Origin of the sequence: Alicyclobacillus sacchari (assembly GCF_004366795.1) — a bacterium.
GTDB classification, from domain to species: domain Bacteria; phylum Bacillota; class Bacilli; order Alicyclobacillales; family Alicyclobacillaceae; genus Alicyclobacillus; species Alicyclobacillus sacchari.
Genome location: NZ_SORF01000003.1, coordinates 13,908 through 37,275, shown reverse-complemented (window position 1 = coordinate 37,275; position 23,368 = coordinate 13,908). Strand labels below are relative to the sequence as shown.

General features: G+C 57.9%; 24 protein-coding genes and 1 riboswitch. Of the genes, 19 read left to right on the top strand and 5 right to left on the bottom strand.

The window, feature by feature from the left end; all coding sequences use genetic code 11:
* Positions 1 to 12: 12 nt before the first annotated feature.
* Positions 13 to 1,674 carry a spore germination protein gene (locus tag C7445_RS03890; RefSeq protein ID WP_243834925.1) on the bottom strand — a complete coding sequence of 554 codons (1,662 nt, stop codon included), beginning with the start codon at positions 1,672 to 1,674 and terminating at the stop codon, positions 13 to 15.
* A 156-nt stretch (positions 1,675 to 1,830) separates the two neighbouring features.
* Between C7445_RS03890 and C7445_RS03885 the strand changes: the two genes are divergently transcribed.
* Both C7445_RS03885 and C7445_RS03880 read left to right on the top strand, forming a co-directional pair.
* Positions 1,831 to 2,106 (top strand): DUF1659 domain-containing protein, encoded by a 276-nt coding sequence (locus C7445_RS03885; protein ID WP_166668984.1) that lies wholly within the window; start codon positions 1,831 to 1,833, stop codon positions 2,104 to 2,106.
* A gap of 35 nt (positions 2,107 to 2,141) precedes the next feature.
* Positions 2,142 to 2,360 (top strand): DUF2922 domain-containing protein, encoded by a 219-nt coding sequence (locus C7445_RS03880; protein ID WP_134158744.1) that lies wholly within the window; start codon positions 2,142 to 2,144, stop codon positions 2,358 to 2,360.
* A gap of 78 nt (positions 2,361 to 2,438) precedes the next feature.
* On the opposite strand, the gene C7445_RS03875 is transcribed toward C7445_RS03880, so the two are convergent.
* Positions 2,439 to 2,669, bottom strand: a complete 231-nt coding sequence (locus tag C7445_RS03875) for a DUF1450 domain-containing protein (protein WP_166668983.1) — start codon at positions 2,667 to 2,669, stop codon at positions 2,439 to 2,441.
* Positions 2,666 to 3,295 (bottom strand): DedA family protein, encoded by a 630-nt coding sequence (locus C7445_RS03870; RefSeq protein ID WP_134158742.1) that lies wholly within the window; start codon positions 3,293 to 3,295, stop codon positions 2,666 to 2,668. The genes C7445_RS03875 and C7445_RS03870 overlap by 4 nt, the downstream gene beginning before the upstream one ends.
* 165 nt (positions 3,296 to 3,460) lie before the next feature.
* On the opposite strand from C7445_RS03870, the gene thiL reads away from it, so the two are divergent.
* The 6 genes from thiL to C7445_RS03840 all read left to right on the top strand — a co-directional run bounded on the left by thiL (position 3,461) and on the right by C7445_RS03840 (position 7,936).
* A complete protein-coding gene (thiL, locus tag C7445_RS03865; RefSeq protein ID WP_134158741.1) occupies positions 3,461 to 4,450 on the top strand; it encodes a thiamine-phosphate kinase in 990 nt (329 codons plus the stop codon).
* 2 nt (positions 4,451 to 4,452) lie between these two features.
* Positions 4,453 to 4,953 carry a tRNA (adenosine(37)-N6)-threonylcarbamoyltransferase complex ATPase subunit type 1 TsaE gene (gene tsaE, locus C7445_RS03860; protein ID WP_134158740.1) on the top strand — a complete coding sequence of 167 codons (501 nt, stop codon included), beginning with the start codon at positions 4,453 to 4,455 and terminating at the stop codon, positions 4,951 to 4,953.
* Positions 4,944 to 5,669, top strand: a complete 726-nt coding sequence (gene tsaB / locus C7445_RS03855; RefSeq protein WP_166668982.1) for a tRNA (adenosine(37)-N6)-threonylcarbamoyltransferase complex dimerization subunit type 1 TsaB — start codon at positions 4,944 to 4,946, stop codon at positions 5,667 to 5,669. Before tsaE ends, tsaB begins: the two co-directional genes overlap by 10 nt.
* The gene (gene rimI / locus C7445_RS03850; protein WP_134158738.1) at positions 5,666 to 6,172 is read left to right on the top strand and encodes a ribosomal protein S18-alanine N-acetyltransferase; all 507 of its coding nucleotides are present in this window, start codon (positions 5,666 to 5,668) and stop codon (positions 6,170 to 6,172) included. Before tsaB ends, rimI begins: the two co-directional genes overlap by 4 nt.
* A complete protein-coding gene (gene tsaD / locus C7445_RS03845) occupies positions 6,169 to 7,236 on the top strand; it encodes a tRNA (adenosine(37)-N6)-threonylcarbamoyltransferase complex transferase subunit TsaD (protein ID WP_134158737.1) in 1,068 nt (355 codons plus the stop codon). The genes rimI and tsaD overlap by 4 nt, the downstream gene beginning before the upstream one ends.
* Positions 7,237 to 7,522: 286 nt before the next feature.
* Positions 7,523 to 7,936 (top strand): hypothetical protein, encoded by a 414-nt coding sequence (locus tag C7445_RS03840; RefSeq protein WP_134158736.1) that lies wholly within the window; start codon positions 7,523 to 7,525, stop codon positions 7,934 to 7,936.
* A 40-nt stretch (positions 7,937 to 7,976) separates the two neighbouring features.
* Here the strand turns inward: C7445_RS03840 and C7445_RS03835 are convergent, their stop codons facing one another.
* Positions 7,977 to 9,947, bottom strand: a complete 1,971-nt coding sequence (locus tag C7445_RS03835; protein WP_134158735.1) for an ABC-F family ATP-binding cassette domain-containing protein — start codon at positions 9,945 to 9,947, stop codon at positions 7,977 to 7,979.
* Between the two features lie 65 nt (positions 9,948 to 10,012).
* Here C7445_RS03835 and C7445_RS03830 point away from each other — a divergent pair, with 65 nt between their 5' ends.
* From C7445_RS03830 to C7445_RS03795, 8 genes are all read left to right on the top strand, one after another.
* Positions 10,013 to 10,924 (top strand): phosphatase PAP2 family protein, encoded by a 912-nt coding sequence (locus C7445_RS03830; RefSeq protein WP_134158734.1) that lies wholly within the window; start codon positions 10,013 to 10,015, stop codon positions 10,922 to 10,924.
* A complete protein-coding gene (locus tag C7445_RS03825) occupies positions 10,914 to 11,507 on the top strand; it encodes a 5-formyltetrahydrofolate cyclo-ligase (RefSeq protein ID WP_243834924.1) in 594 nt (197 codons plus the stop codon). Before C7445_RS03830 ends, C7445_RS03825 begins: the two co-directional genes overlap by 11 nt.
* Positions 11,504 to 12,106: a molybdenum cofactor guanylyltransferase gene (mobA, locus tag C7445_RS03820; protein WP_134158733.1), complete on the top strand. Its 603-nt coding sequence runs from the start codon at positions 11,504 to 11,506 to the stop codon at positions 12,104 to 12,106. The genes C7445_RS03825 and mobA overlap by 4 nt, the downstream gene beginning before the upstream one ends.
* Positions 12,097 to 13,095, top strand: coding sequence for a molybdopterin-binding protein (locus tag C7445_RS03815; RefSeq protein ID WP_208320829.1), 999 nt, complete (start codon positions 12,097 to 12,099; stop codon positions 13,093 to 13,095). Before mobA ends, C7445_RS03815 begins: the two co-directional genes overlap by 10 nt.
* Positions 13,088 to 13,660, top strand: a complete 573-nt coding sequence (locus C7445_RS03810; RefSeq protein ID WP_134158731.1) for a molybdopterin-guanine dinucleotide biosynthesis protein B — start codon at positions 13,088 to 13,090, stop codon at positions 13,658 to 13,660. The genes C7445_RS03815 and C7445_RS03810 overlap by 8 nt, the downstream gene beginning before the upstream one ends.
* A 124-nt stretch (positions 13,661 to 13,784) precedes the next feature.
* Complete coding sequence (gene groES / locus C7445_RS03805; protein WP_006447861.1) at positions 13,785 to 14,069, top strand: co-chaperone GroES; 285 nt, start codon at positions 13,785 to 13,787, stop codon at positions 14,067 to 14,069.
* A 34-nt stretch (positions 14,070 to 14,103) separates the two neighbouring features.
* Entirely contained in the window at positions 14,104 to 15,723 is a 1,620-nt protein-coding gene (gene groL, locus C7445_RS03800; RefSeq protein WP_134158730.1) for a chaperonin GroEL, read from the top strand.
* A 389-nt stretch (positions 15,724 to 16,112) separates the two neighbouring features.
* Positions 16,113 to 17,648, top strand: a complete 1,536-nt coding sequence (locus C7445_RS03795; RefSeq protein WP_134158729.1) for a DHA2 family efflux MFS transporter permease subunit — start codon at positions 16,113 to 16,115, stop codon at positions 17,646 to 17,648.
* A gap of 67 nt (positions 17,649 to 17,715) precedes the next feature.
* Here C7445_RS03795 and C7445_RS03790 read toward each other — a convergent pair whose 3' ends face one another.
* Positions 17,716 to 18,153 (bottom strand): hypothetical protein, encoded by a 438-nt coding sequence (locus C7445_RS03790; protein WP_134158728.1) that lies wholly within the window; start codon positions 18,151 to 18,153, stop codon positions 17,716 to 17,718.
* 503 nt (positions 18,154 to 18,656) lie between these two features.
* Between C7445_RS03790 and C7445_RS03785 the strand changes: the two genes are divergently transcribed.
* Genes C7445_RS03785 through C7445_RS03775 form a run of 3 tightly spaced genes read left to right on the top strand, consistent with a single transcriptional unit; the run spans position 18,657 to position 22,940 of the window.
* Complete coding sequence (locus C7445_RS03785; protein ID WP_424922986.1) at positions 18,657 to 19,610, top strand: AAA family ATPase; 954 nt, start codon at positions 18,657 to 18,659, stop codon at positions 19,608 to 19,610.
* A complete protein-coding gene (locus tag C7445_RS03780) occupies positions 19,607 to 20,830 on the top strand; it encodes a DUF58 domain-containing protein (RefSeq protein WP_134158726.1) in 1,224 nt (407 codons plus the stop codon). Before C7445_RS03785 ends, C7445_RS03780 begins: the two co-directional genes overlap by 4 nt.
* Positions 20,814 to 22,940, top strand: coding sequence for a transglutaminase TgpA family protein (locus C7445_RS03775; RefSeq protein ID WP_166668980.1), 2,127 nt, complete (start codon positions 20,814 to 20,816; stop codon positions 22,938 to 22,940). The genes C7445_RS03780 and C7445_RS03775 overlap by 17 nt, the downstream gene beginning before the upstream one ends.
* Positions 22,941 to 23,124: 184 nt before the next feature.
* Positions 23,125 to 23,226, top strand: a riboswitch (purine riboswitch).
* Positions 23,227 to 23,368 lie beyond the last annotated feature (142 nt).

Below are 23,368 nucleotides of genomic sequence, written 5' to 3'. Positions count from 1 at the left end.
ATACACTCCCCCCTAAATCCGGCGTTTGCCACGCGGCATGCGCTGCGCAGGAGCCATCGTGTTACTCTGCCGCTGGCGGTTCGGTTTGCTCGTTTCAATCGGGCGCCAGCGCATCGCCCAGTGCGGCGGACGCGAGATGACATCGCGCATGTTCTTGTTCGTCAACGGCGATACGGGCATGAGGTAGGGCACACCGATGGATCGCAAACTCGATAGATGAATGATGATGACAATCGTGAATGCGATGATGCCGAAAAGGCCGATGGTGCCGCCGAGCAAAATCATGCCAAAGCGCAAAATGCGAATCGCGATCGCGAAACTGTAGCGCGGGATGACGAACGACGCGATGCCTGTGATGGCGACGACGATGACCATCGGCGCCGATACGATGCCGGCCTCGACTGCGGCCTGGCCGATGACGAGCGCGCCGACGATGCTGATGGCGGAACCGACAGCCTTCGGCAAGCGAATGCCCGCTTCGCGCAAAGCTTCGAATGTGATTTCCATTAACAGGCATTCTGCGATCGCGGGCAGTGGTGTTACCTCACGCGCTGCCGCAATCGACAGTAGGAGTTTTGTCGGCAGCATCTCCTGGTGGAAGGTCGTGATCGCCACGTACAACGACGGCAAGTAGAGGGCAATGAACATGAACAGATAACGCAACCAGCGAATCAGGTTGACAATCGGGAACCGTTCGTAATAGTCTTCCGCCGCTTGCAGTGCGCCCCAGAAGTTGATGGGGGCAATTAGGGCAAACGGCGATCCGTCGGCGAGAATGGCGACGCGCCCCTCTACGAGCATCGAAGCCACCACATCCGGACGCTCCGTGTTTTGAATCTGCGGAAATGGCGAAAACGGATTGTCCTCAATGAACTCCTCAATGTAGCCTGTATCGATAATGCTGTCCGTATCGATGCGCTTGAGGCGAGTCCGCACCTCGTCGACGATTTCGGTATCGGCAATGCCGTGAATGTAACAGAGTGCGACTTTGGTCTGTGTATAGGTGCCAAGCTGCATCGTCTCGATGGCGAGATCCGGCGTGCGGATGCGGCGGCGCAAGAGTGTAAGCGAGGTGCGCAGGCTTTCATTGAAGCCTTCACGCGGCCCGCGCACGACCGCCTCGGCATCCGGCTCCGAAATGGCACGGTTTTCACCACCGCCGGCATTCAACGCGAGCGCCGTCCCGCTTCCTTCCAGGAACAAAACGACCTGCAACTCGACGATGATCGACTCCACTGCATCCGATAACGTGTGCACAGGTTTGATCCCGGCCGTTGTCACATGTTCTGCCGCCGCTTCGGAAAGCGTGACGGCAAGTGGGCGCGACGGGTCTGTCACCTGCGGCTGGGCTTGAATCAGCGACTCGAGCACGTGCGCGTCGATGAGCTCCATATCGGACAGGCCGTCGACGTACACAATCCAGCCTCGTTTGTCAGACAAGGCGACGAGTGGCCGAAAGACGACGTCGGACGCGTGTTGCAACTTGTTGCGAAGTGAAGCGATGTTTGCGTCGAGATCGGGCGTCAGTCGATCAGCTGGCGGTGACGGTGGTGGATCGGATGGAGCGACAGCCATCGTGTCAGCAAGCACGGGTTCATTGAGACGGTCGAGGCGCATTCGCCGATGATGTGGCGGCCAATCGCCAATTCGACGGATGACTCTCTTCGATCGCACCGTATACACCTCCGAATTCCTCTGTCGGGTAAAATTCCCTGATGGGTGCGAGATATACACACTCGTGCATGGCCTGTCCCCTCTATGCTCTCTACATTGCATTTCCTGGAGTGCGCCCGGCGATTCTGTGGCAGGCGCAGAAAGGAGGCCATAACGATGGCACAGACCACGGCAGTGGGAACGACTCTTCAGTTGCAGACGCAATCAGGGACCAAAGCGAACGGACAGGCGCAGATGAAGGTGCATAAGTTCGCGTATGTCTCGCCGAATGCGGCAAACGATGACATCTTGGCGGTGGGGCAAGCTTTGGCGGCACTCATCGACGAGCCGCTTATGCAGATTTCACGGGTGGACGTGACGGCGTTGTCGGATGCCAGTGGGGGCGGGCAGACAAGTGGTACGACGGGAACAAGTGCTGGGACGACGGCGTAAGACAGATTGAATGGCAATAAGGAGGGGGATTACCGATGGCGACGAAATTCGCACTGCACCTGGCGTTTATGACGGATCAGAATAAGAAAGTTCGCATCAGCATCCCGAGCCCAAAACAGCCTGTGGAAGCCTCGGCGGTCGATGCGGCGGTGCAAATGATTGTCAGCAAGGGGATCTTTGCGATGCCGCAAGGGAAGATTGTGAGTGCCTTGCCAGCCGAGCAGACGCAGACAGACACGTCGAGCGTGTCCTGACGCGTCACGCGCGTTGGCTCGCTGCGGGAAAGGTCGACGGGAGCCGAGGCAACGGCGTCTCGTCGGCCTTTTCGCATTTCACGCTCGCCTGCGGCAAAGGAGGGCTTGACGAAGCGCCGTCGCGTCATCGGACGTGACCACATGATTGTCGATCACGGCGAAGGGCTTGCGCATGCAGATTTCACAAAGATCGAGACAGGCGTAACGGCGGCGGATCGCGCTTGCGTCGACGGCTTTTTCCACGGCTTCGCGCGTGCCGAAGCGCTCGTTTTTCACGCACCATTCGATAGAAAGCGCACGTTCAGTCACTTTTTCTTCCTCACATCCCATGCGGCCTGCCATTTGCGCAGCATCCAGTATCCTGCAACGCCTGCCACAAGGATGATGGTAACCCACATCAATGTCGATTGCACATGTTTCATCATGATGTCGACATTCTCGCCAAACCAATAGCCCAAGCCCAGCCAAACGCCGCACCAAACGATGGATCCAACGATGGAATACAGTGCAAAGGATGCGTATGGCATCGTGCTCAGTGCGGCCGCATAGGTGCTCAGAGAGCGGATGCCAGGCAAAAAGCGGCCTGGAATGAGGACGAGCGCAGCATAGCGATCAATGAGTCCGCCGGTGCTCTGCAGGCGTGCCTCGTTGAGCACCCGCATCTGATAGAGGGGACGTAACAATACGCTTTCAAACCGCCGCGTTAGCAGGAACACGATCGATACGCCGGTAAAATAGCCAAGTGTGCCGAAGCAAAACACGGTGGCGCCATTCATGCTGTGCTCGGCCACAGAGTATCCGTAAAAGGCGAGGAACACGTCCCCTGGGAAAGGCAGCCCGAGCCCTTCCAGCACCATGGCGACAAAGACACCGGGGTAGCCGAGATACACCAGGCCGGCGGTGATATACTGAAGTATTTGTTCCATCCACTCCATACGGCCACCTCGCTTGCAACTCCTTTCTCATGTCTATGGACAAGTGCGGTGGCACATGCGCGGTCACAAGCAATTCGTCCACAAAATTGCTATTATGAAGCCAATGTGACTGGATGCCATCACGCCTCCTGCGCTGGGCGGGTGGCGCCGCTGGAGGCATCGAAGATGGACGAATTTGCTTTGATTCGCACGTTACTGGAACGGCTTCCCGCCCCACGCCCGGACGTCGTGGTCGCGGCGGGAGACGATGCCGCAGTCGTCGCACCGCCAACCCATAAATTGGTGATGACAACGGACGCGTTGGTGGAGGGTGTTCACTTTTTGCAATCGACCATCACTCGCCACAACTTAGGTTACAAGTCGCTCGCCGTCTCCGTCAGTGATGTCGCTGCGATGGGAGGCGAGCCGTTGTGGGCGACCGTGACGTTGGCAGTGTCGCCGACATGGCGGGCAGCGGAATTGGTGGAGCTTTACGACGGACTGGCAGAGGCGTGTTCCGAATTTGGGTGCAGCGTCGTCGGCGGCGACGTCGTTTCGACGCCTGGTCCATTCACCATTTCTGTCGCGCTTGTCGGCAAGGCGGAGCGGCCAATTCTGCGCAGCGGCGCGAGACCTGGCGACATCCTGTTTGTCACCGGATGGCTAGGCGGATCGGCGGCTGGGTTGGACGTGTTGCAGGGCAAGCGGAGTGCGTCGCCGGTGGCGCAGGCGGTTTTAGCTCGCTGCCATCAACGGCCGACACCGCGTATCGGCTTAGGCCTTGCGGCTGCGCGGGCGGGGGTGTCTGCGTTAAACGACGTCAGCGACGGGCTGGCGAGTGAGTTGAACGAGATGGCAGCCGCAAGTGGCGTTCGCTGTGTGATTGCGCAGGATCAGGTGCCCATTCGACCAGAGGTTAAGGAGCATGCTCGTTTCGCGGACAAGCTTGCTATCGATTATGCCTTGTACGGCGGCGAGGATTACGAACTCGTTGGTGCCGCCCCGCGGGAGGCGTTTGCCCGCTTGCTCGCGGCAGCGAGTCTGTACAACGTGCCGGTGACTGCCATTGGGCGCTGTGAAGAAGGCGACGGGGTCGTCATGCGGACAGAGAGCGGACTGGAGGTCGTAGAAGCAAAGGGTTACAACCACTTTACACGCGATAGAAATGGAGATTAGGCATGCAGGAACAGTGGGAACAGGTTGCTCATACCCCCGATGCGACCGACGATTTGGGTGAGCGGCTCGGGCAAGTGCTCAGGCCTGGGGACGTCGTGCTCTTGAGTGGACCCGTCGGCGTGGGCAAGACGCACTTCGCGAAGGCTGTCGCACGTGGTCTCGGCGTGCGGAGCGAGGTGACCAGCCCGACATTCACCATCGTCGGCGAGTACGAAGGCAGGATTTCGTTCGTACATATGGACTTATATCGACTGTATCAGGATCCGGATGATGTGGCGGCGCAACTGAGTGACGACATCCTCATTGGTATTGGCTTTGATGACTATTTCGATGGCTCGCGCGCGGTGCTGATCGAATGGCCACAAGGCGTGCGCCAGTGCCTCGACGGATACTTGGACATTTCTATGCAGCCGCTTGCGACTGGCGAACGGGTGCTTCAGGTGAAGGCGGTTGGCGCGAGCGCTCGCGAACGGATGAAGGAGTGGGTTGGTGGATGGGCGTGATCGCAATGGATACCGCGACAAACGCGCTGGCTGTCGGCGTCGGCACACGTGATGGCCAGCTGTTGAGCGGCGTCGTACAGCGCGTGCCGCGCGGGCACTCGCGGCTGCTGCAGCCCTCTGTGCAGTTTGCCTTGGCCAGTGCAGGCTTGAAGATGGCAGATGTGGAGCGCATCGTCACAGGTGTTGGGCCCGGCAGCTACACGGGCGTGCGGATGGCGGTCGCGACGGCGAAGGCGATGGGCCATGCCCTTGACGTGCCGGTGGTGGCCGTGCCAACCGTGGATGCCATGGCGCGGGCGGCGGTGCTCGCAGAAGCTGCGGAAGTCTTGCCGACGCGGATTTTGGTGATGTTGAATGCGCGCCGCGGATGTGCTTTTGGCGCTTGCTATGAGCATGTTGAAGGCGGGCGTTTTGTGCAAATCTCCGAGATTCAGGTCCTGCCGATTGTGGAGTGGATGCACTCGCTTGGAGATGACGGGCGTGCGCTCATCGTCCGCGACTGGGCAGGGGACTCGGCGCTGGCATCGCGTGCCGCCAGATCACTTACATGGGGCTCGCTCGCGGGGCTGATGCCACAGGCCTTGCTTGAACTCGGCAACCGCCCCGAATACGCCGCGTACGTCGGCGACGATTTGCATGCATTGGCACCGGTTTACGCCCTGGCTGTGGAAGCTGAAGCGAAGTGGCAAGCCGCGTCCGAGGGAGGTTCGACATGATAGAGCGACAGGATTGGCATCCCGAACGACTGGTGATTCGGCGCATGCTCTTGCGCGATCTCGACCAGGTACTGCGCGTGGAGCACCGCTCGTTCACCGCACCTTGGTCGCGACAGGCGTTTATCGGCGAATTGGTGGAGAATCGGTTGGCGCGTTACGTGGTCGCTGAGTACGATCAACGGATCGCTGGCTACGCCGGCTTTTGGATGATTATGGACGAAGGGCACATCACCAACATCGCCGTCGATCCCGACTTTCGTGGTTTGAAGTTGGGCGAAACATTGTTGAAGACCCTGATGTCCATTTGCATCGCGGCGGGCGGCCGCAAGATGACACTTGAGGTACGCGTGAGCAACGAGATCGCAAAGAACTTATATCGTAAATACGGTTTTGAGCGGGTGGGCATCCGCAAGGGCTACTACACGGACAACAACGAGGACGCCATCATTATGTGGGCCGATCTGCCATCGCACTTGGCAGAGGACGGGGAGGTGCAGACGTGAACATATTGGGGATTGAGACGAGTTGTGACGAGACATCCGCCGCGATTGTGCAAGATGGCGTGCACCTGCTGGCTCAGGTGACCGCCAGTCAAATCGACTTGCATGCGCGCTTTGGCGGTGTCGTCCCTGAGGTGGCGTCGCGCCGGCACGTTGTGGATATCACGAAGGTCGTCGAACAGGTTTTTTGCGATGCGCGCATGACGTGGTCGGACATCGACGCGATCGCGGTGACGTGCGGGCCAGGCCTGCTTGGGTCGCTTCTGGTGGGCGTCTCGGCGGCAAAAGGGTATGCCTTGGCGACCGGTAAGCCGATTGTCGGGGTGCATCATATCGCCGGTCACGTGGCGGCGGCGATGTTGGCGTGGGCTGGCGGCACTGGGGCAACGCCGCCGTTTTTGTGTCTTGTCGTCTCTGGCGGGCATACGGAACTGTTGACCGTCGATAGCGATTTTCGCTTTGCACGCCTTGGCGGCACGCGTGACGACGCGGCGGGAGAAGCGTATGACAAGGTGGCGAGGCTGCTTGGGTTGGCGTATCCAGGTGGGCCTAAGGTCGACGATCTCGCCCATCGTGGGCGCCCGGATGCGTATGTGTTTCCGCGAGCTTTGCTGGAAGACGATGGTTTCGATTTTTCGTTCAGCGGGCTGAAATCGGCGGTCAACAACGAGATCGTCAAGAGGCGGAACCGGGGCCAGGATGTGTCTGTCGAGGACGTTTGTGCGAGCTTTCAAGCTGCCGTCGTCGAAGTTCTGGTCGAAAAGACGAGGCGTGCCGCTCTGCACACAGGGGCTCGCACGATTGTCGTGGCTGGCGGCGTGGCCGCCAATCGGGGACTGCGCGAAGCGATGTCCAAGATGGCGCAGGCACTCTCTGCGAGGGTCATTTTCCCGCCGATTGAACTATGCACGGACAATGCGGCGATGATTGCGGCGGCGGCATACCCGCGGGCGAAGGCGGGGCGTTGGAGCCCATTGACGCTCAACGCGTACGCCCAATTGCCACTTGCGGATTGGCAGGACGATCACTGGCCAGGCGGCCACAGATTGTCCCCAACCTGTGAATAATCCTGTGTCTTATTCTTGTGGAACATGTGGAAAAGTGTCGAAAGAGCTCGAAATACCGGGGCGTAGGCTTGTGGATAACTCAGTGGATAATGTGGATAAACTGAAAATTCACGTGCCTTTCACGCGTTGGAGGCATGGAATAACGCATGAACTATTTTTTATTCCACACGCCATAGACGACCCAGTGATGCTGTGGTAATTTGAGGCCAGACGTCGGGGCAACCACACTTGGTGTTCAGCAATACGCCATTCCTGGCGAATATCTGGTTGTCGCGGGAGGGGCACGATGCGCGAGGACGCGTGGAACAAGATATGGACCGCAATATTGGACGAAAGGTTAAACCTGCAAAACATTTCATCCTCAGTCATGCGAAAACATCATATCAGCGGGCAATCGGATCGAATGGACGAGGATACGGCAGCGCCGAGCGAGCATACGGTACCGGCGACAAGCATGCGCAAGCCTTCGGGGCGGCAGGTGGACGAGAACACGGAAGAGATGGCTGTCGAGATTCCAGATACAAGGAACGGGATGGGTGTGTGTGAAAGCCGGATCACAGACATGCAGGATCAAGGCAATCGTATGGAGCTGACGCTTGCCCCAATGGGCGGGCATGTTCGGTTGTTTTTGAAACCGTCGTCCGAGTCTGGTCAACTTCGCTTTGAGATCATCAAGATTCGTTCACTTCCGGAAGCCTAATGAAAAGACGAGGGCTGCAGCCCTCGTGGGTTTTTTCCATTCAATCTTCACCCGACTGCAGCATCTCCAGCTTTAATGAAGCTTGTTCCCATTTCTCCAAGGCGGATTGGCACGCTTGTTCCACGTGTTCGCGCTCTTGTTCAAGTGTCCGGATTCGGTCGATATCTTGCGCGGCGGCGGCTTCGCTTTGCTCCATGCCAATCGCGGTTAACCTCGACTCCAGTTTTGCGGCGGTACGTTCCCATTTCTCGATTTCTTCTTGCAGTTTTCGCACGTCACTGGAGCGAATGCGACGTCGCGGGGAAGCTTGGTGGGCTGCCAGGTCTGAATTTGTTGGAGCGCCGGTCCGTTCGTTGACACTGGCTGTGCTCAGCTCGATATTTGCCATCCGTTCATTTTCCGCAACTTTCTCGCGGTAATCGGAGTAATTGCCGATGTATTTGACCAAGCCATCCGGTTCCAAGATGCCGACGTGGGTTGCAATCGCGTCAATAAAATAGCGGTCGTGTGACACGAATAGCAAAGTGCCGCTATAGTCGCTTAATGCCTGTTCCAATGCCTCTTTGCTGGGGATGTCCAGGTGGTTAGTAGGCTCGTCCATCACCAAGACATTCGCTCGCCGCAGCATGAGGCGACATAGATTCAAACGACTGCGTTCTCCGCCGCTGAGCCCTGCGACAGGTTTTACGACATCCTCGCCTCGAAACATAAATTGCGCTAAGGCTTTGCGAATCGACGTTTCATCCAAATCTGAGCGCTCGTCCCACACTTGGTCGATCACGGTCTTCGTGTCGTCCAGGTCGGATTGTTCTTGATCGTAATAGCCGACGTCGACGTGATGTCCCCAGTCGATCCGGCCGGTTTGTGCTGGCAGCAAGCCGACGATGGTCTTGAGCAGCGTGGATTTGCCGGCGCCGTTAGGCCCAAGGATCGCGAGGCGCATACCGCGCTCCAGGTGGAACGAAATAGGTTTGGCCACCGTGCGATGGTCGTAGCCAATGGCGAGATTGGACACCTGTAGGACGTCGCGGCCGGATGGCCGGCGGGGTTCGAATTCGACCCGCACGCTCGCGCCGTCGCCGCGGGGGCGCTCCACCCGCTCCATGCGTTCCAACATTTTGCGGCGACTTTGTGCGCGCCTGGTTGTCGAGGCGCGCGCGATGTTTTTCTGTACGAAGGATTCGATTCTAGAGATTTCCCCTTGTTGCTGTTCATATAATTTGACCTGCTGTTCCCGTTCCAGGCGCGACTGCAGGACGTATGCGGCATAGTTCCCTGGGTAGTGGCGAGTGACGCCGTCTTCCAGCGCGATGGTCTGTGTTGTCACCTCATCGAGAAAATACCGATCATGAGAGACTACGAGCAGGCTCCCTTCGTCGTGCTTCAGATAGGCCTCCAGCCATGAGAGTGTTTCCGTGTCGAGGTAGTTGGTTGGCTCGTCGAGAACGAGCAAGTCTGGCTGTTGGACGAGGAGGCGAGCCAGGGCCAAACGCGTACGCTGACCGCCGCTCAACGACGAAATGGGCATGGGTTGCATCTCTGCGTGAAATTGAAGGCCTGCCAGCACTCGCCGCACGTTGGTTTGCCAAGCATAACCCCCGGCTTGTTCAAATTGATGAGCCGCTTGTTCATATGTTTGCGTGACGTCGGCAAACCGTTGTTCGCTCGTGTACACACTGGGATCCGCCATCTTCGCCTCGAGGTCGCGGAGTCTGGCCTCCATTTGCTGCAGAGGTTTCTGTGCTTCGGCCACAAACTGATATACGGTCATGGCCGCATCGGGTTGCACATACTGGGAGACATACCCCATCTGCAGCCCATCGCGCTTCGCGATGGTGCCGCCATCTGGCTGTTCTTCGCCGGTGATGAGCTTGAGAAGCGTCGTTTTACCAGCACCGTTTCCGCCGACCAACCCCACTTTATCGCCAGCACGAATGACGACGGACGCATCGATCAACACATCGACGCCGTCGTAGCTCTTTTTCAAATGACTTGCCTGTAAAACAATCATATGCGTTCTCCTTTGTCCATACACTCTAGCAACGTCCCTGACATATTGCGCAAGGAGGACTCTTCATGCCTACTCCTACGTTTCCGCTGCCAGAGGGATTCGGGTGGCAGTACCACCTGATCCGGTGGATTCAATCATTCCATACGCCGTGGCTGGACAAACTGGCTGTTGGGCTGTCGTTCCTCGGCACCGAATCGGTTTATCTACTCATACTTCCAATATTATTTCTAGCCGTCAATCGTACATTAGGCATGCGCTTGGCTTATGTGTTCCTTACCAGTATGTATACCAACGCATGGCTTAAGTCGGTGTTCCATATCGCGCGGCCGCTCGGTGTACCAGGTATTCGTTCCGGTTATATCAGTTCGGCCACCGGTTTGTCGATGCCGAGCGGACATGCGCAAGGAACCATGACCTTTTTTGCCGGGATCGCACAGTGGGTCCGCCGTCGCTACATCATGTGGCTGGGCATGATCTTGGTCGCCGCGATCGGCATCTCGCGCATCTACTTGGGGCTGCATTGGCCGCTCGACGTCGTCGTTGGCTGGGCAATCGGTTTGATCATCGGCATTGGCGGTTGGCAACTTGGGCGGTGGTGGACGTATCGCCAAGTGCCATTTCCGATCGCGCTGACATTCGCGATACTGTTTCCCGCGTTGCTGCTGGTCGTGGATCATCGGGGCGAAGCGGGTATCTATGCGGTGTTTGTGATGGCTGTCGGCATCGGAGCGGCCATCGAGCGCCAATTCTTACACACCGATGTGCAACCGGAAGTATGGAAGCGAATTTGTGTCGCGATCATCGCATTGGCAGGTATTGTTGCGATACAATGGGCAGTACAAGCACATTTGGATCAACCGCTTTGGCAGTACACGCGCGTCGTGTTGGTTGCGGCATGGACGACGCTTGCCGCGCCGTGGCTGTTTTGGAAATTAGACTTGTATCGGCAGGAGGACGCTCGCGACATTGTCAAGTGACAAGATGACATTGCGACAGTCGTTTCGACGTGTGCGCTTCACGATCACAGGCGAGGAACGAATCAGGAGAGAGCGGGAAGCTGCATGGCTCGCCGTCGCCTACGCCGAGCGCGAAACGAAGCGAGCGGGTCGCGCGATCGCGCTGTATGCGGCGACATCCGGTGAACTCAATCTGGCGGATGCACATGCTTGGCTCGTGGCAAAAGGTTACTGCCTCGTCTATCCGCGCGTGCTCGAAGATGGCGACATGGTGTTTTGTGCTGTGCGCACGCTGGCCGATCTCGCCCCTGGCCGGTATGGCATCCTCGCTCCGGACGACGATGCCCCAATCGTGCCGCGTCACGAGATTGCCTTGGCATTTGTACCCGGTCTTGCGTTTGCCAAGGATGGCGCTCGTCTCGGCTACGGCGGCGGTTATTATGATCGGTATTTCGCCGATGCGCGGCAGCCGTCCCCTGTGCGCGTCGGTGTCTGCTTTCGCGAACAGTTCGTCGATCGTTTGCCACGCGATCCGCACGATGTCCGCATGCACGCGGTATTGACCGACGGAGGTGTGTTCGACTGCCGGGAGACCATAGGGTGATTGTCCTTGCCGGCGGGCAGAGCAGGCGTATGGCGGAATACGGAAACAAGCTGGCGCTCGCCCGCGATCCGTCTGGGGTGCCCGTCTTGGCGCACGTGATTCGAGTCGCGCTTGCCGTATGCGATGATGTCATCGTCAGCTATAACGACGCTGCTTTGCGCACGACCATTGCGCCGTGGCTGTCGAAACCGGTCGCGTGGGAGCTCGATCCGGTACCATGGCAGGGACCGCTGCAGGCATTGGGGGCCGTTCTTGGCACGCGGGCCGATTCATTGGCCACGTTTCAGTTGATCGCCGGCGATTTGCCTGGGATTACGCCACACGTTCTGGAGGCGTTGTGCGAACGGTTATCACGTCTCCATGTCGACGGGGTGGCGGCGGTGCGCGAAGGGCGGTTGCAACCTTTGTGTGCGGTGTACCGGCAAAACGTCGCGACTGCGTTCATTGAGGCGGCTCGACAGGGGGAGCGTCGACTCCTGTCGGCGCTTTTCGGATTGTCGATTGCGGGACTCGAGTTTTCTCATCAACCCTGGGCTGTGCGTCCGATTCATACGCCGGACGATTACAGAGCTTGGCTAACGGAAGGGGGATGCATGTGAAACGGCGCGAGGTGCCTGTGGAGGATGCAATAGGAATGCAGTTGGCGCACGACATGACGAGAATCGTCCCAGGGGAGTTCAAGGGGCGTCAGTTTCGGCGCGGGCATGTCATTCAGGCAGAGGATATCCCGGTGCTGCTCGACATGGGGAAGCGCCACATCTACGTCCTGGAATTGGACGAGGGTGAGTTGCATGAAGACGATGCGGCTGTCCGCATGGCCAAGGCGATAGCCGGCACAGGTGTACGCCTGTCCGACGTCGAGGAGGGCAAGGTCGTACTGAAAGCGGATCGCGATGGGATGTTGTGGGTCGATGCCAGGCGGGTTACGGCCATGAACAGCATTGACGAGATCGCGATTGCCACGCGCGTGCCGTTTCAGCATGTCCGAAAGGGGACGAGCCTGGCCAGCGTGCGGCCCATCCCGCTCGTCGTCGCAGAGGAAAAGGTGCGTGCGGTCGAGGTCATCGCGCGCGGGGCACATCGGCGCAGCATGATCGATGTGTTGCCGTACCGCCCCCAGAAGGTGCACCTGGTCACCACCGGCAGTGAGATTTTGAGTGGTCGGATTGAAGATCGGTTTGGTCCGGTTTTACGCGAAAAACTGGCTGCCTACGGCGTGGGTGACGTGGAGCAGACGCTGGTCGGCGACGAGATGGACGCCATCGCGGGCGAGATTGTGCGCGCTGCCGAGGGCGGAGCGACACTCGTGCTCGTTACGGGGGGCATGTCGGTCGATCCGGATGACCGTTCACCGGCAGCTATTCGACGAGCTGCTACCGAGGTGGTGACGCACGGCACACCCATGATTCCGGGTTCGATGATGATGCTTGCATACCGCGGCCATACCGCCATTTTTGGCCTTCCTGGCGCTGTCATTCACGATCCGGTGACTGCTTTCGACAAGTTGCTTCCGCGCGTGTTGGCCGGTTTGCGCGTGCGTCGGCGTGACATTGCCGTACTTGGGATCGGCGGGTGGCTCAATGCCTAATTTGCCGCCGTTGGCTTTCGATCGCGCTCGGCGTCCGCAGATCATCGGCATTGTCGGCTTCCAGGATGCAGGTAAGACGACGGCTGCCGAGGCCCTGATTCGAGCGGCGAAACGGCGCGGGCTCGAGATTGGGTATGTCAAGCACGATGGGCATGCGGATCAAATGGATTGGCCCGATTGGGAGAAGCAAGGCGCCGACACGGTGCGCGCAGCTCGTGCGGGTGCCCGTTGGACGGTGGCGGCCAGTGCACGGGGCTGGCTTGTACACGACTGGCAGGCGAATCGTGTGGGCGTCGAATGGTGGCTGGAACGATTGCTTGCCGCTGCGGGTGAAGAGACGCCGAGCATCGTGATAATAGAAGGAGTCAAAGGCAGTCTGTGGCCGAAGGTGGCTGTCGTCGCTTCCGAATTGGAATGGGACAAACTCATGGTTGCAGGTGCGGTACACGTGGTCGCCGCCATTGCGCCGACAGGTTGTCGGCTTCCGGTGCCGGTGTTCGCTGCGGGGGATGAGGATGGTTTGCTAGATTTCCTCTTGGCCGACGGCCTCGAAAAAGGATCTTGAAAATCTTTGTGGAGACGGTTGCACTCTTACGGCCGAGAGATTATTATAGTCCTTGGTGTTAGCACTCACTGAACGAGAGTGCTAACAAAAGAAGACACTCAAATTCAACAGGGAGGTTGTTCACATGCTGAAGCCGCTCGCTGATCGCGTTGTGGTGCGTCCAGTGGAACGTGAAGAGAAGACCGCAAGTGGCATTTTCCTTCCGGACAATGCGAAGGAGAAACCGCAAGAGGGCGAAGTTATCGCTGTCGGCCCGGGCAAGTTCGAAGATGGGAAGCGTCAGGAGCTCGAGGTCAAAGTCGGAGACCGCGTGATTTTCTCGAAGTATGCTGGCACGGAAATCAAAGTGAACAACGAAGAAGTGTTGATTCTACGGGAAAGCGACATCTTGGCTATCGTCGAGAAGTAAGTCGACTACATAAAACGTCAGGGAGGTATACAGGATGGCAAAGGAAATTCGCTTTGGTGAAGAAGCTCGCCGTGCGATGCTGCGCGGTGTCGATGCACTCGCTGACGCGGTGAAAGTGACGCTCGGTCCGAAGGGCCGTAACGTCGTTCTGGAAAAGAAATTCGGTTCGCCGCTGATCACCAATGACGGTGTCACCATCGCAAAAGAGATCGAGTTGGAAGACGCGTACGAGAACATGGGCGCTCAGCTCGTGAAGGAAGTTGCTACGAAGACGAACGACGTCGCTGGCGACGGTACGACGACGGCAACAGTGCTCGCGCAAGCGATGATTCGCGAAGGCCTGAAAAACGTTGCGGCTGGTGCGAATCCGATGGTATTGCGCCGCGGCATTGAGAAGGCTGTTGCGGCTGCTGTCGAAGAGATCAAGAAGATTTCGAAGCCGGTTGAAGGCCGGGAAAACATCGCTCAAGTTGCTGCGATTTCGGCGGGCGCTGAAGAGATTGGCCTCCTCATCGCTGACGCCATGGAGAAGGTCGGCAATGACGGCGTGATCACAGTTGAAGAGTCGAAAGGCTTCACCACTGAGCTCGAAGTCGTTGAAGGCATGCAGTTTGACCGCGGCTACATCTCGCCGTACATGGTCACCGACACAGACAAGATGGAAGCCGTCCTGGATGAGCCATTCATCTTGATCACCGACAAGAAGGTCAGCAATATTCAAGAAATCCTGCCGGTGCTCGAGCGCGTCGTGCAATCCGGTCGTCCTTTGTTGCTGATTGCGGAAGACGTTGAAGGCGAAGCGCTCGCAACCCTCGTCGTCAACAAAATCCGTGGCACGTTCAACGCTGTGGCTGTCAAGGCGCCTGGTTTTGGCGATCGCCGCAAGGCTATGTTGCAAGACATCGCGGCTCTGACCGGCGGCCAAGTCATCAGTGAGGAACTCGGACTCGAGCTGAAGAACACGGGCATTGAGCAACTGGGTCGTGCGCGCCAAGTTCGCGTCAGCAAGGAGAACACCATCATTGTCGACGGTGCGGGTGACAAGTCCGATATCCAAGCGCGCATCAACCAAATCAAGAATCAGATCGAAGAGACGACTTCTGATTTTGATCGCGAGAAGTTGCAAGAGCGCCTCGCGAAGTTGTCTGGCGGTGTCGCGGTGATCAAGGTTGGTGCAGCGACGGAGACGGAGTTGAAAGAGAAGAAACTCCGTATCGAAGACGCGCTCAACTCGACGCGGGCCGCTGTCGAAGAAGGTATCGTTCCTGGCGGCGGTACGGCGCTCGTCAATGTCATCAAGGCGCTTGACAATGTCAAGGCTGAAGGCGACGAACTGACGGGTGTGAATTTGGTTCGCAAAGCGCTAGAGGCTCCGGTTCGTCAGATTGCGGAGAACGCAGGTGTCGAGGGTTCCATCATCGTCGACCGTCTGAAGAAAGAAGCGGTTGGCTTCGGCTACAACGCGGCTACCGACGAGTGGACCGACATGCTGAAGGCTGGTATTGTCGACCCGGCGAAGGTTACGCGCTCCGCTTTACAGAACGCAGCAAGTGTCGCGGCTTCGTTCCTGACGACGGAAGCTGCAGTTGCAGACAAGCCGGAGAAAGAAAAGGCTCCTGCACCTGGCATGGGCGGCATGGACGGCATGATGTAATCTCTCCGGCGAAGCCATTCGCTTGGAACCATAAGGCTGCTAGCGGCATGACAGGCGCGCTAGCAGCCTTTTTCGTCCAGTGCGGCATCGTTGTAGATCTCCTCGTAGAATCACCCGATCCTCCATGATAACTTCTTTTTTGTAAGTTGCAACAAAATGTTCACGGAGTATGCTTGCGCGATCGATGCAGGAATGATAGCCTATAAGTAATCATTTCGTGCCTAGAAGAATGCATGTCCTCGCATTTCTTGGCGGGTGCGAATCTCCTCTATTCACTGCCTGAGCTGCTTTTCGTCTTTTCATCACAATGAACTGCTCCAACTGGCGATGCCGTGCCAAGGCTTCGCGATCGCGATGGGGCCTAATTTTAAAGGGGGAAACAATTACATATGCGTTCTGCATCGGAACCAACTGGCGTGCGCGTCGCGCCTGTGTTTGGCGTCATGCTCGCTGGCGCGTTCGTCGCGTTTCTCAACCAGACGCTGATCAACGTTGCACTGCCGCAGATCATGGATCGCATGCACATTTCGGCGACCACGGGTGACTGGCTGACAACCATTTATCTCCTTGTCAACGGCATTGTCATTCCCATCACGGCTTATCTGATCGCTCGCTTTACGACGAGACAGTTGTACATCACAGCGATGTCCTTGTTCTTCATCGGAACCATCATCTGTGGTTTCAGCCCGAACTTCGGCATCCTGCTGGTGGGCCGTGTGGTTCAGGCGGCTGGGGCTGGCGTGCTGATGCCTGTTATGATGAACGCTGTGTTCCGGCTGTTTCCGCCAGAGCGACGGGGCATGGCCATGGGTATATTCGGAATTGCGCTCAACTTCGCACCTGCCATCGGACCGACGCTGTCCGGATGGATTGTCGACAACGGATCTTGGCGTACGCTGTTTTATATCATCATGCCAATCGCATTCGTGGATCTCGTGTTGGCCATCTTCTTGATGCGCAATCTCACGACCACGAGTCGGCCTAAGTTTGACGGCCTAGGCGCGGTGCTTTCAACCATTGGCTTTGGCGGCCTGCTGTACGGCTTTAGCGAGGCCGGTTCGGTGGGATGGGGCGGACTGGACGTCATCCTCAGTTTGGCGATAGGCGCCGCAAGCCTTGTGGCTCTGGTTTTATGGCAATTGTCCACTCGAGAGCCGATTCTCGAGTTTCGGATATTCCGTTATCCGATGTATACCTTGACCACCATCATCAACGTGATCGTCTCTGTTGCCCTTTTTGCAGGTGTCATTCTGATGCCGATTTACATGCAGAATGTGCGCGGGTTCTCACCGCTTTTGTCTGGGCTCATGTTACTTCCAGGCGGCATCTTGATGGGCATCATGTCGCCCATCACCGGCAAGCTGTTTGACCTGGTGGGCGCGCGCTGGCTCGGTGTGATTGGCCTTGCGATCACGGCCGCAACCACGTACTGTCTGACGCGGTTGGGCACCGACACGACGTTCCTGTATTGCACTGTGGTGTACACTTTGCGCATGTTCGGTATGTCGATTTTGATGATGCCGCTGATGACTGCCGGCTTAAATGAATTGCCATTGCGTCTCAATCCGTTCGGTACGGCGATGCTCAATACGCTGCGCATGGTGGCAGGCGCGGTGGGTACGGCGCTTTTGGTCACGGTGATGACCGATCGCGCGAAGGTCCATGTGCAAAACATCATGCTTGCCAAACACATTGCGGCGACCGACAAACTGGCGGCAGCACATGCGCTGGCAGAGGGGACAGTGATGGGTATTGACGATGCATTCATGGTCGCGGTGGCGGCGTCTGTCGTGGCGTTCATCATGGCCTTCTTTGTGCGCAGAACGTCGCCGCAGCCGGACTTTTTGGAAGACGGGCAAGAACGGGCAAATCGACATGCTGTCGACGCTTTGCGGGAATCGGAATTGGCTGTGGGGGAAGATTGAAAATCGCCTCATGTACGCACCGATATCTTCGGTATCGTAGGCAATAAAACGGCTGCCCAATCGTCAGCTACTGGCGATGGGCAGCCGTTTTCTGTTCTTCCGAGTCCGCCGCGACTGACGCCGCGACTGCCTTCTCCTCTTTCAACCGCTCGCGCAGTCGACGCAGTTCCTTCCGAAAGTATGGTGTCTGTTCGAAGGTAACACCGTATGACTTCAAATCCAAGAGGTTTTTCAAGCGGCGCTTTGCCGCTCGATAGGCTGCGCGCTTCTCTTCGTAGGGCCTGTTGGGCTCCTGTTGAATTGCTACGGCGTCCATGACCGTCGTGAAACAGAGCCTGGCTTGCGTGACAAACTCAGTTTGGCATACGATACAAAACTGCAGCTCGGATGGCATTTTGCATCGCTTACAGCGCTTTGCACTCTTCGGGAACGGATTTTTGCCGTAGCGAGGAGTAGGCCCCGAATCGGAAGCATGAAAGTGCTCCCACTCCGCTTGCCATCTCATAGTTTGCAAACCTCCGTTCGGATCGCGTCCGGTGGGCGTTTTAACAAAGTGACAAATGTGTGCTGGCGTCGAAATGGCATGGCATTGGGCGATGTGAACAGACGCCGCAGGTTCCATTGCGATCGTAACAAACTCGCAGTCGATTTGCGAAGGGCAATTCTGTAACAGGGTCCAATGTTCGCAAGTGTCCAGCGCGACGTCGCCATGTTGCCAAGGAAGAGGTTCAACCAGATTACTCCTTCCGTCTTTGCCGTTTTCGCGAACCAGCTTGCCATGGGCTGACGGGTTGAAGTTCCGTCAGAAAGCGCGTTCGTCAGAGTATATGGCCCTTGTTCGCCTTCCTATGATTCGATTCGGCACGATGAAGGCGTGAAAGCGGTTCTGCAGACTGACGTTCCATAAAGCATGCATCTTCCATGGCCTTACAGGGTGCGTTTTGCTAGTATGGGAACAGAGATTTTCGGGAGACGGGAGATAGCACAGTGGAACTTCGCGGGGACTGGATGGCGAATCGATTGCGGACTGAGTTTGAAACCATTCGCGAACAAATCGGCACGGTGGTCTTTGCTCCACGGTCCGTCGTGCATCTGCTGCTCGTTGCTATCGTCGCGGGTGGGCACTGTTTAATCGAAGATGTTCCAGGTGTCGGCAAGACGACGCTGGTTCGCGCGCTGGCAACCGTGCTTGGGTGTCAGCTGCAACGCATACAATTCACGCCGGACATGTTGCCATCTGATGTCATCGGTTTTTCGGTTTACGACAAACATAGCGGCCAATTCGAGTTCCGGCGGGGTCCGGTGTTCGGCCAAATGATTCTGGCCGACGAGATCAATCGGACGTCGCCTCGTACACAATCGGCACTTCTGCAAGCGATGGAGGAACGGGCGGTGACCGTCGACGGTCAAACATATCCATTACCTTCACCGTTCATTGTCCTGGCCACAGAGAATCCGGTTGAATTTGAGGGCACGTTTCCACTGCCGGAGGCGCAACTGGACCGCTTTCTCTTTCGTCTCTCTTTGGGATACCCCAATGTCGACGATGAGGTCTTGATGCTGGTGAGCCACGGAGAGGCAAATCCTCTCGCGAGCCTCGAGCAGTTGGCGAGTCCGGAGCGGATCGGAGTGTGGCAACAAGGGGCGGCCACGGTGCACGTCGATCTCGCTGTGCTCCACTACATTGCGGAGCTTTCCGCTGGAACGCGCAGACATCCTCAACTCAACCTCGGTGCCAGCCCCCGGGCGAGTTTGGCCTTGCTGCGAGCCGCGAAGGCGAATGCGTATCTCAGCGGGCGCACCTATGTCGTGCCCGACGATGTGCAATGTGTCGCGACGCACGTTTTGGCGCATCGTTTGCGGCTTGCACCCGAAGCGCGTTTTGCTGGAGTGGCGGTGACTGACGTGATCGAACAAGTGATAACCGAGGTGCCTGTGCCTCACCTCGATGGCGCCCGATGAATCAACGCAATGATTGGCCCTTCAAGCTTGCGTTGTTGGCTTGCATCGCGGCCGGTGTCAGCGTCGCGGCATGGTTGCTCGGGCACGGAGCGGCTCGCTTTATCGCCGGGGCGTTGTGGGCGTTGTGGCTATACGAATGCCTGCTGGTCGCCGCCGCGCTGCAACCGCTCGATGTGGAGCGGACGCTGCCATTGCGAATGATGGCCGGCACTGACCTCATCGTGCGCCTGGTGATCCAGCGTCGCGGATGGCTGCCGCTTTTGTGGGTGCTTCCGCGCGATCATTGGGAAGGCGTTTTGGCCATGGATGCGCAGCGAGCGTCTGTTCGTTCCCTCACACTCTGGCAGCGATCGGACTCTTGGTCCTACACAATACGTGGCGTACCGCGCGGGGTGCATCGCGTGTTGGGCGCCAGCATCGAGATTGTAGATGCTTTCGGCTTCGTGAGCGTACGCCGATGGGTACCTATAGAAGGCGAAGTGATTGTACATCCCGAGGCTCTGGATTTACCAGGGTGCCTGCCGTTGCCGCAGTATGCAACGGCGGGTGGCTACCGCTCCGGTTTGCAGCGAGGTGAACTAGGTGCGGTCGGCGGCATTGAGCCGTATCGCGAAGGCGATCCGCTTGCACGCATTCACTGGCCTGCTTCCTTGCGACAAGGCTCGTTCTATACGAAGTCGTTTGATCCACCGGCGGATCGCGCTTGGCTCGTCGTGCCCTGCTGGCATACCGAAGAAATGTCTGGGGGTGACAGCACGTCGTTTGAGTTGATCATGACGCTCACCGCCACCGCTCTAAGGGAAGCCGCACGCATCGGCGTGAGTGTCAGCTTGGCTCTGCCGCGCCAAGGGATCTTTTCACTCGGTTTGTACGATAATTGTGTTGCGGGAGAGGATCCGGCAGTCGCGGCCTTCGACGCTCTCGCCCGATGCACGTTGCAGGATGAACCCGTGAACGTACAAGCCTTGTTGTCTCACCTGCCTCGTGCGAGTGCCTCGATTCTTTTGATTGGCACGGCCATCGATGCGAGACAGGCGGCATTACTCGCTCCGTTTGCCAAACGGCTTTATGTCGCCATCCCGGCTTCGCAAGAGGCCATTCCGACCGTGAACCCTGCTCTTGATTGGCTCGCAGAATACGGCGCACAGGTGCGATGGGTACATGAACCGCGCGATTTGACGCTGTTTGCAAGGGGGGATGCCGATGCTCACAGGGCGTGATCGACTCGCCACACGCGCTCTCTACGCGTGGCTGGCCGCGACCTGGTTGGCCGCCGCCATCCTGCCCATTGCAGGTGCAGGTGCGCTGCACGGTTTTCGATCCGTGCTATGGTTGCTGGCCGTGCTTGCGGCTGGCGCGACGACGCCTTGGCGCAGCGTGCGGGCAGGCGCATCGCTGTTCGCGCCTTGTGCCTACGTTGCCTGGTATTGGCGAGATGCGAAAATCCCATTTGGATCTAGCCTTGTGCATCTGGCAACGGCCATCGCTCGCGAGTCCAAAGCGGTGTTTCACAGCGGGACATTGTCCGATCCATTGCAAACGTTGCTCTTCGTGTGGTTGCTCACGGGTGCTTATTGGCTCGTCTCGTTTGCTTGCCGCCGCACGGTGCTGTGGCTGTTTTACAACGCCATCGCCTGCATCGGACTTATCGTCCTCTCCAGTATGGCGCCAGTCAAGTCGTTCCAAGCCGCCGTCGTTTTGGTGTCGATCTTGCTTTTTGTGCTCGCGGTTCATCGCGTCGGCCACAAGTGGAATCCACGCGCGCTGGCGCGGGTGGTGGTAACAGTGACGGCCATTCTGGCTGTCGCGGGGGGGCTGGTCTGTGTGCTTCCACACCGAACTCTCGCGGGTGCACGTGGGGTGCAGGGGGTGCGATCGACGAGTCAGGGGGGCGTGGTTACGGGTTATACGTTGAACGATGCTGAACTTGGCGGATCGCTCGGCGTAGACGATCAGCCCGTGCTGACCTTGGTTTCGCCAGAACCCACATACTTGCGCGGCCAGGCGCTGGCGACGTACACCGGTCACGGCTGGATTTCCGCGCCGCTCACCGACAGTCAAATGCAAGCAGAACAACTTGATCAACTCATCGCGGACAACGGATTCATCGGGTTACCGGCGCAATCGTTCGACGAGACGATCACGCTGTTGTCCTCGGTCAATACCTCCGATTTGCTCGCAGGCTACGAGGTGACAGACGTGATACGGTTGCCTGGGCTGTACGATGGCCGCTTTGCCTTAGACACGGTGCAGGACAACATCCAGGCGCCCCGCTTGCACACGGGACAGAGCTATGAGGTTGAAACCTCTGTTCCCGCCAATCCGTATCCGATCTTGGCTCGTATCCGCGAACCGTTTGTTGCCCTTAAGGGTGCTATCCCAGCAGATGTGCTAGCGAACGATTTGCAGTTGCCGTCGGCCTTGCCCAAGGCGGTTGCAACACTGGCGCAAAGAACGGTACAAGAGGCACACGCGACGACCGAATACGGCATGGTCACGAGCCTCATTTCGTATTTGCGGACGCACGAAGAATACACGACCACCGATGTGCCGAAACCCGCGGTCGGCCAGGATTATGTCGCTCAGTTTTTATTCCAGACGCACCGGGGCTACTGTGACAATTTTTCGAGTGCCTTGGCCGTCATGTTGCGAACGCTTGGCGTTCCGACGCGTTGGGTTACGGGATTTGCTGTTTCAAGTGCCAATCAGACAGGGGCGGACACCTATTTGGTAACGGATGCCGACGCCCATGCCTGGGTGGAAGTCTATTTTCCTGAGTATGGGTGGATTCCGTTCGATCCGACGCCGACTTTCCACATGCCGTTTGGCACGAGGGTCTCCGCAAAGGGTGCAGCACCAGGAGGGGAGACCGGACAGCCAACGCCATCAAGTCAAGGCCATCCCTCCACACAACCGCATACGCAACGGCTTGGAGATACCTTTCCGCGCAGCGACGGGATCACACGGTTGGATTGGGACGGATTTGTGCTCGGTGTGGGGGTTGTCCTGTTTCTAGGGAGCTGTGCAATGGGCATGCGTGCCATGTTGCGCACGAGACAACTAGCACGGCTTTGGGAAACGAAACCCGAGCTCGCCTTGGCGCGGATGTGTGGCGACATCCTGCGCGGACCGGCATTGCGTTTGGGGAAGTCCGCCACACTGCGCCAACTTTGGCCATTGGCGAAAGCGTCGGGAATGAGCGAAGATGCGTTTCAGACCTGGCTGAACGAGGCCGAAGCCGTGCTGTATGGGGGCAGCCGGCTGCAAGACGACGCCATTCTGCGGTTGCGCGAGCCGTTGCTGCGGTGGCAGCGAATGATAGACCGATAGCTGTTCTGCCTGGATGATGCTACGTTCATGACGCAATTGGGCATTGCTGTAGGCAGAGCCTGGGGTAAAGCCCAGGCTCCTTGCGATGAGCACCGAACCCGCTCGCTTCCACTTGTCTCCTCCATACAGAACATCTTCTTATGACAACTTTCAACAATTGACGACAAGCTAGCGAATCTATAGAATGATGGCGTGATTCCAGACTCGTATAATGCCAAGAATATGGCTTGGCAGTCTCTACGAGGCAACCGTAAATTGCCTGGCTACGAGGTCGGAGGTAAATTGAATCACTGCGTCTTTCCGCATGTCGTGCGAATTGTGCACCTGCGCTTGTTTCGTGCACCTTTCGTTTGCGACAATGAGCGGGGGACGTTGGTGTTTCGCCATGTCATACATGGGCCGACCCTCGTACCCACACCATTGGTGGG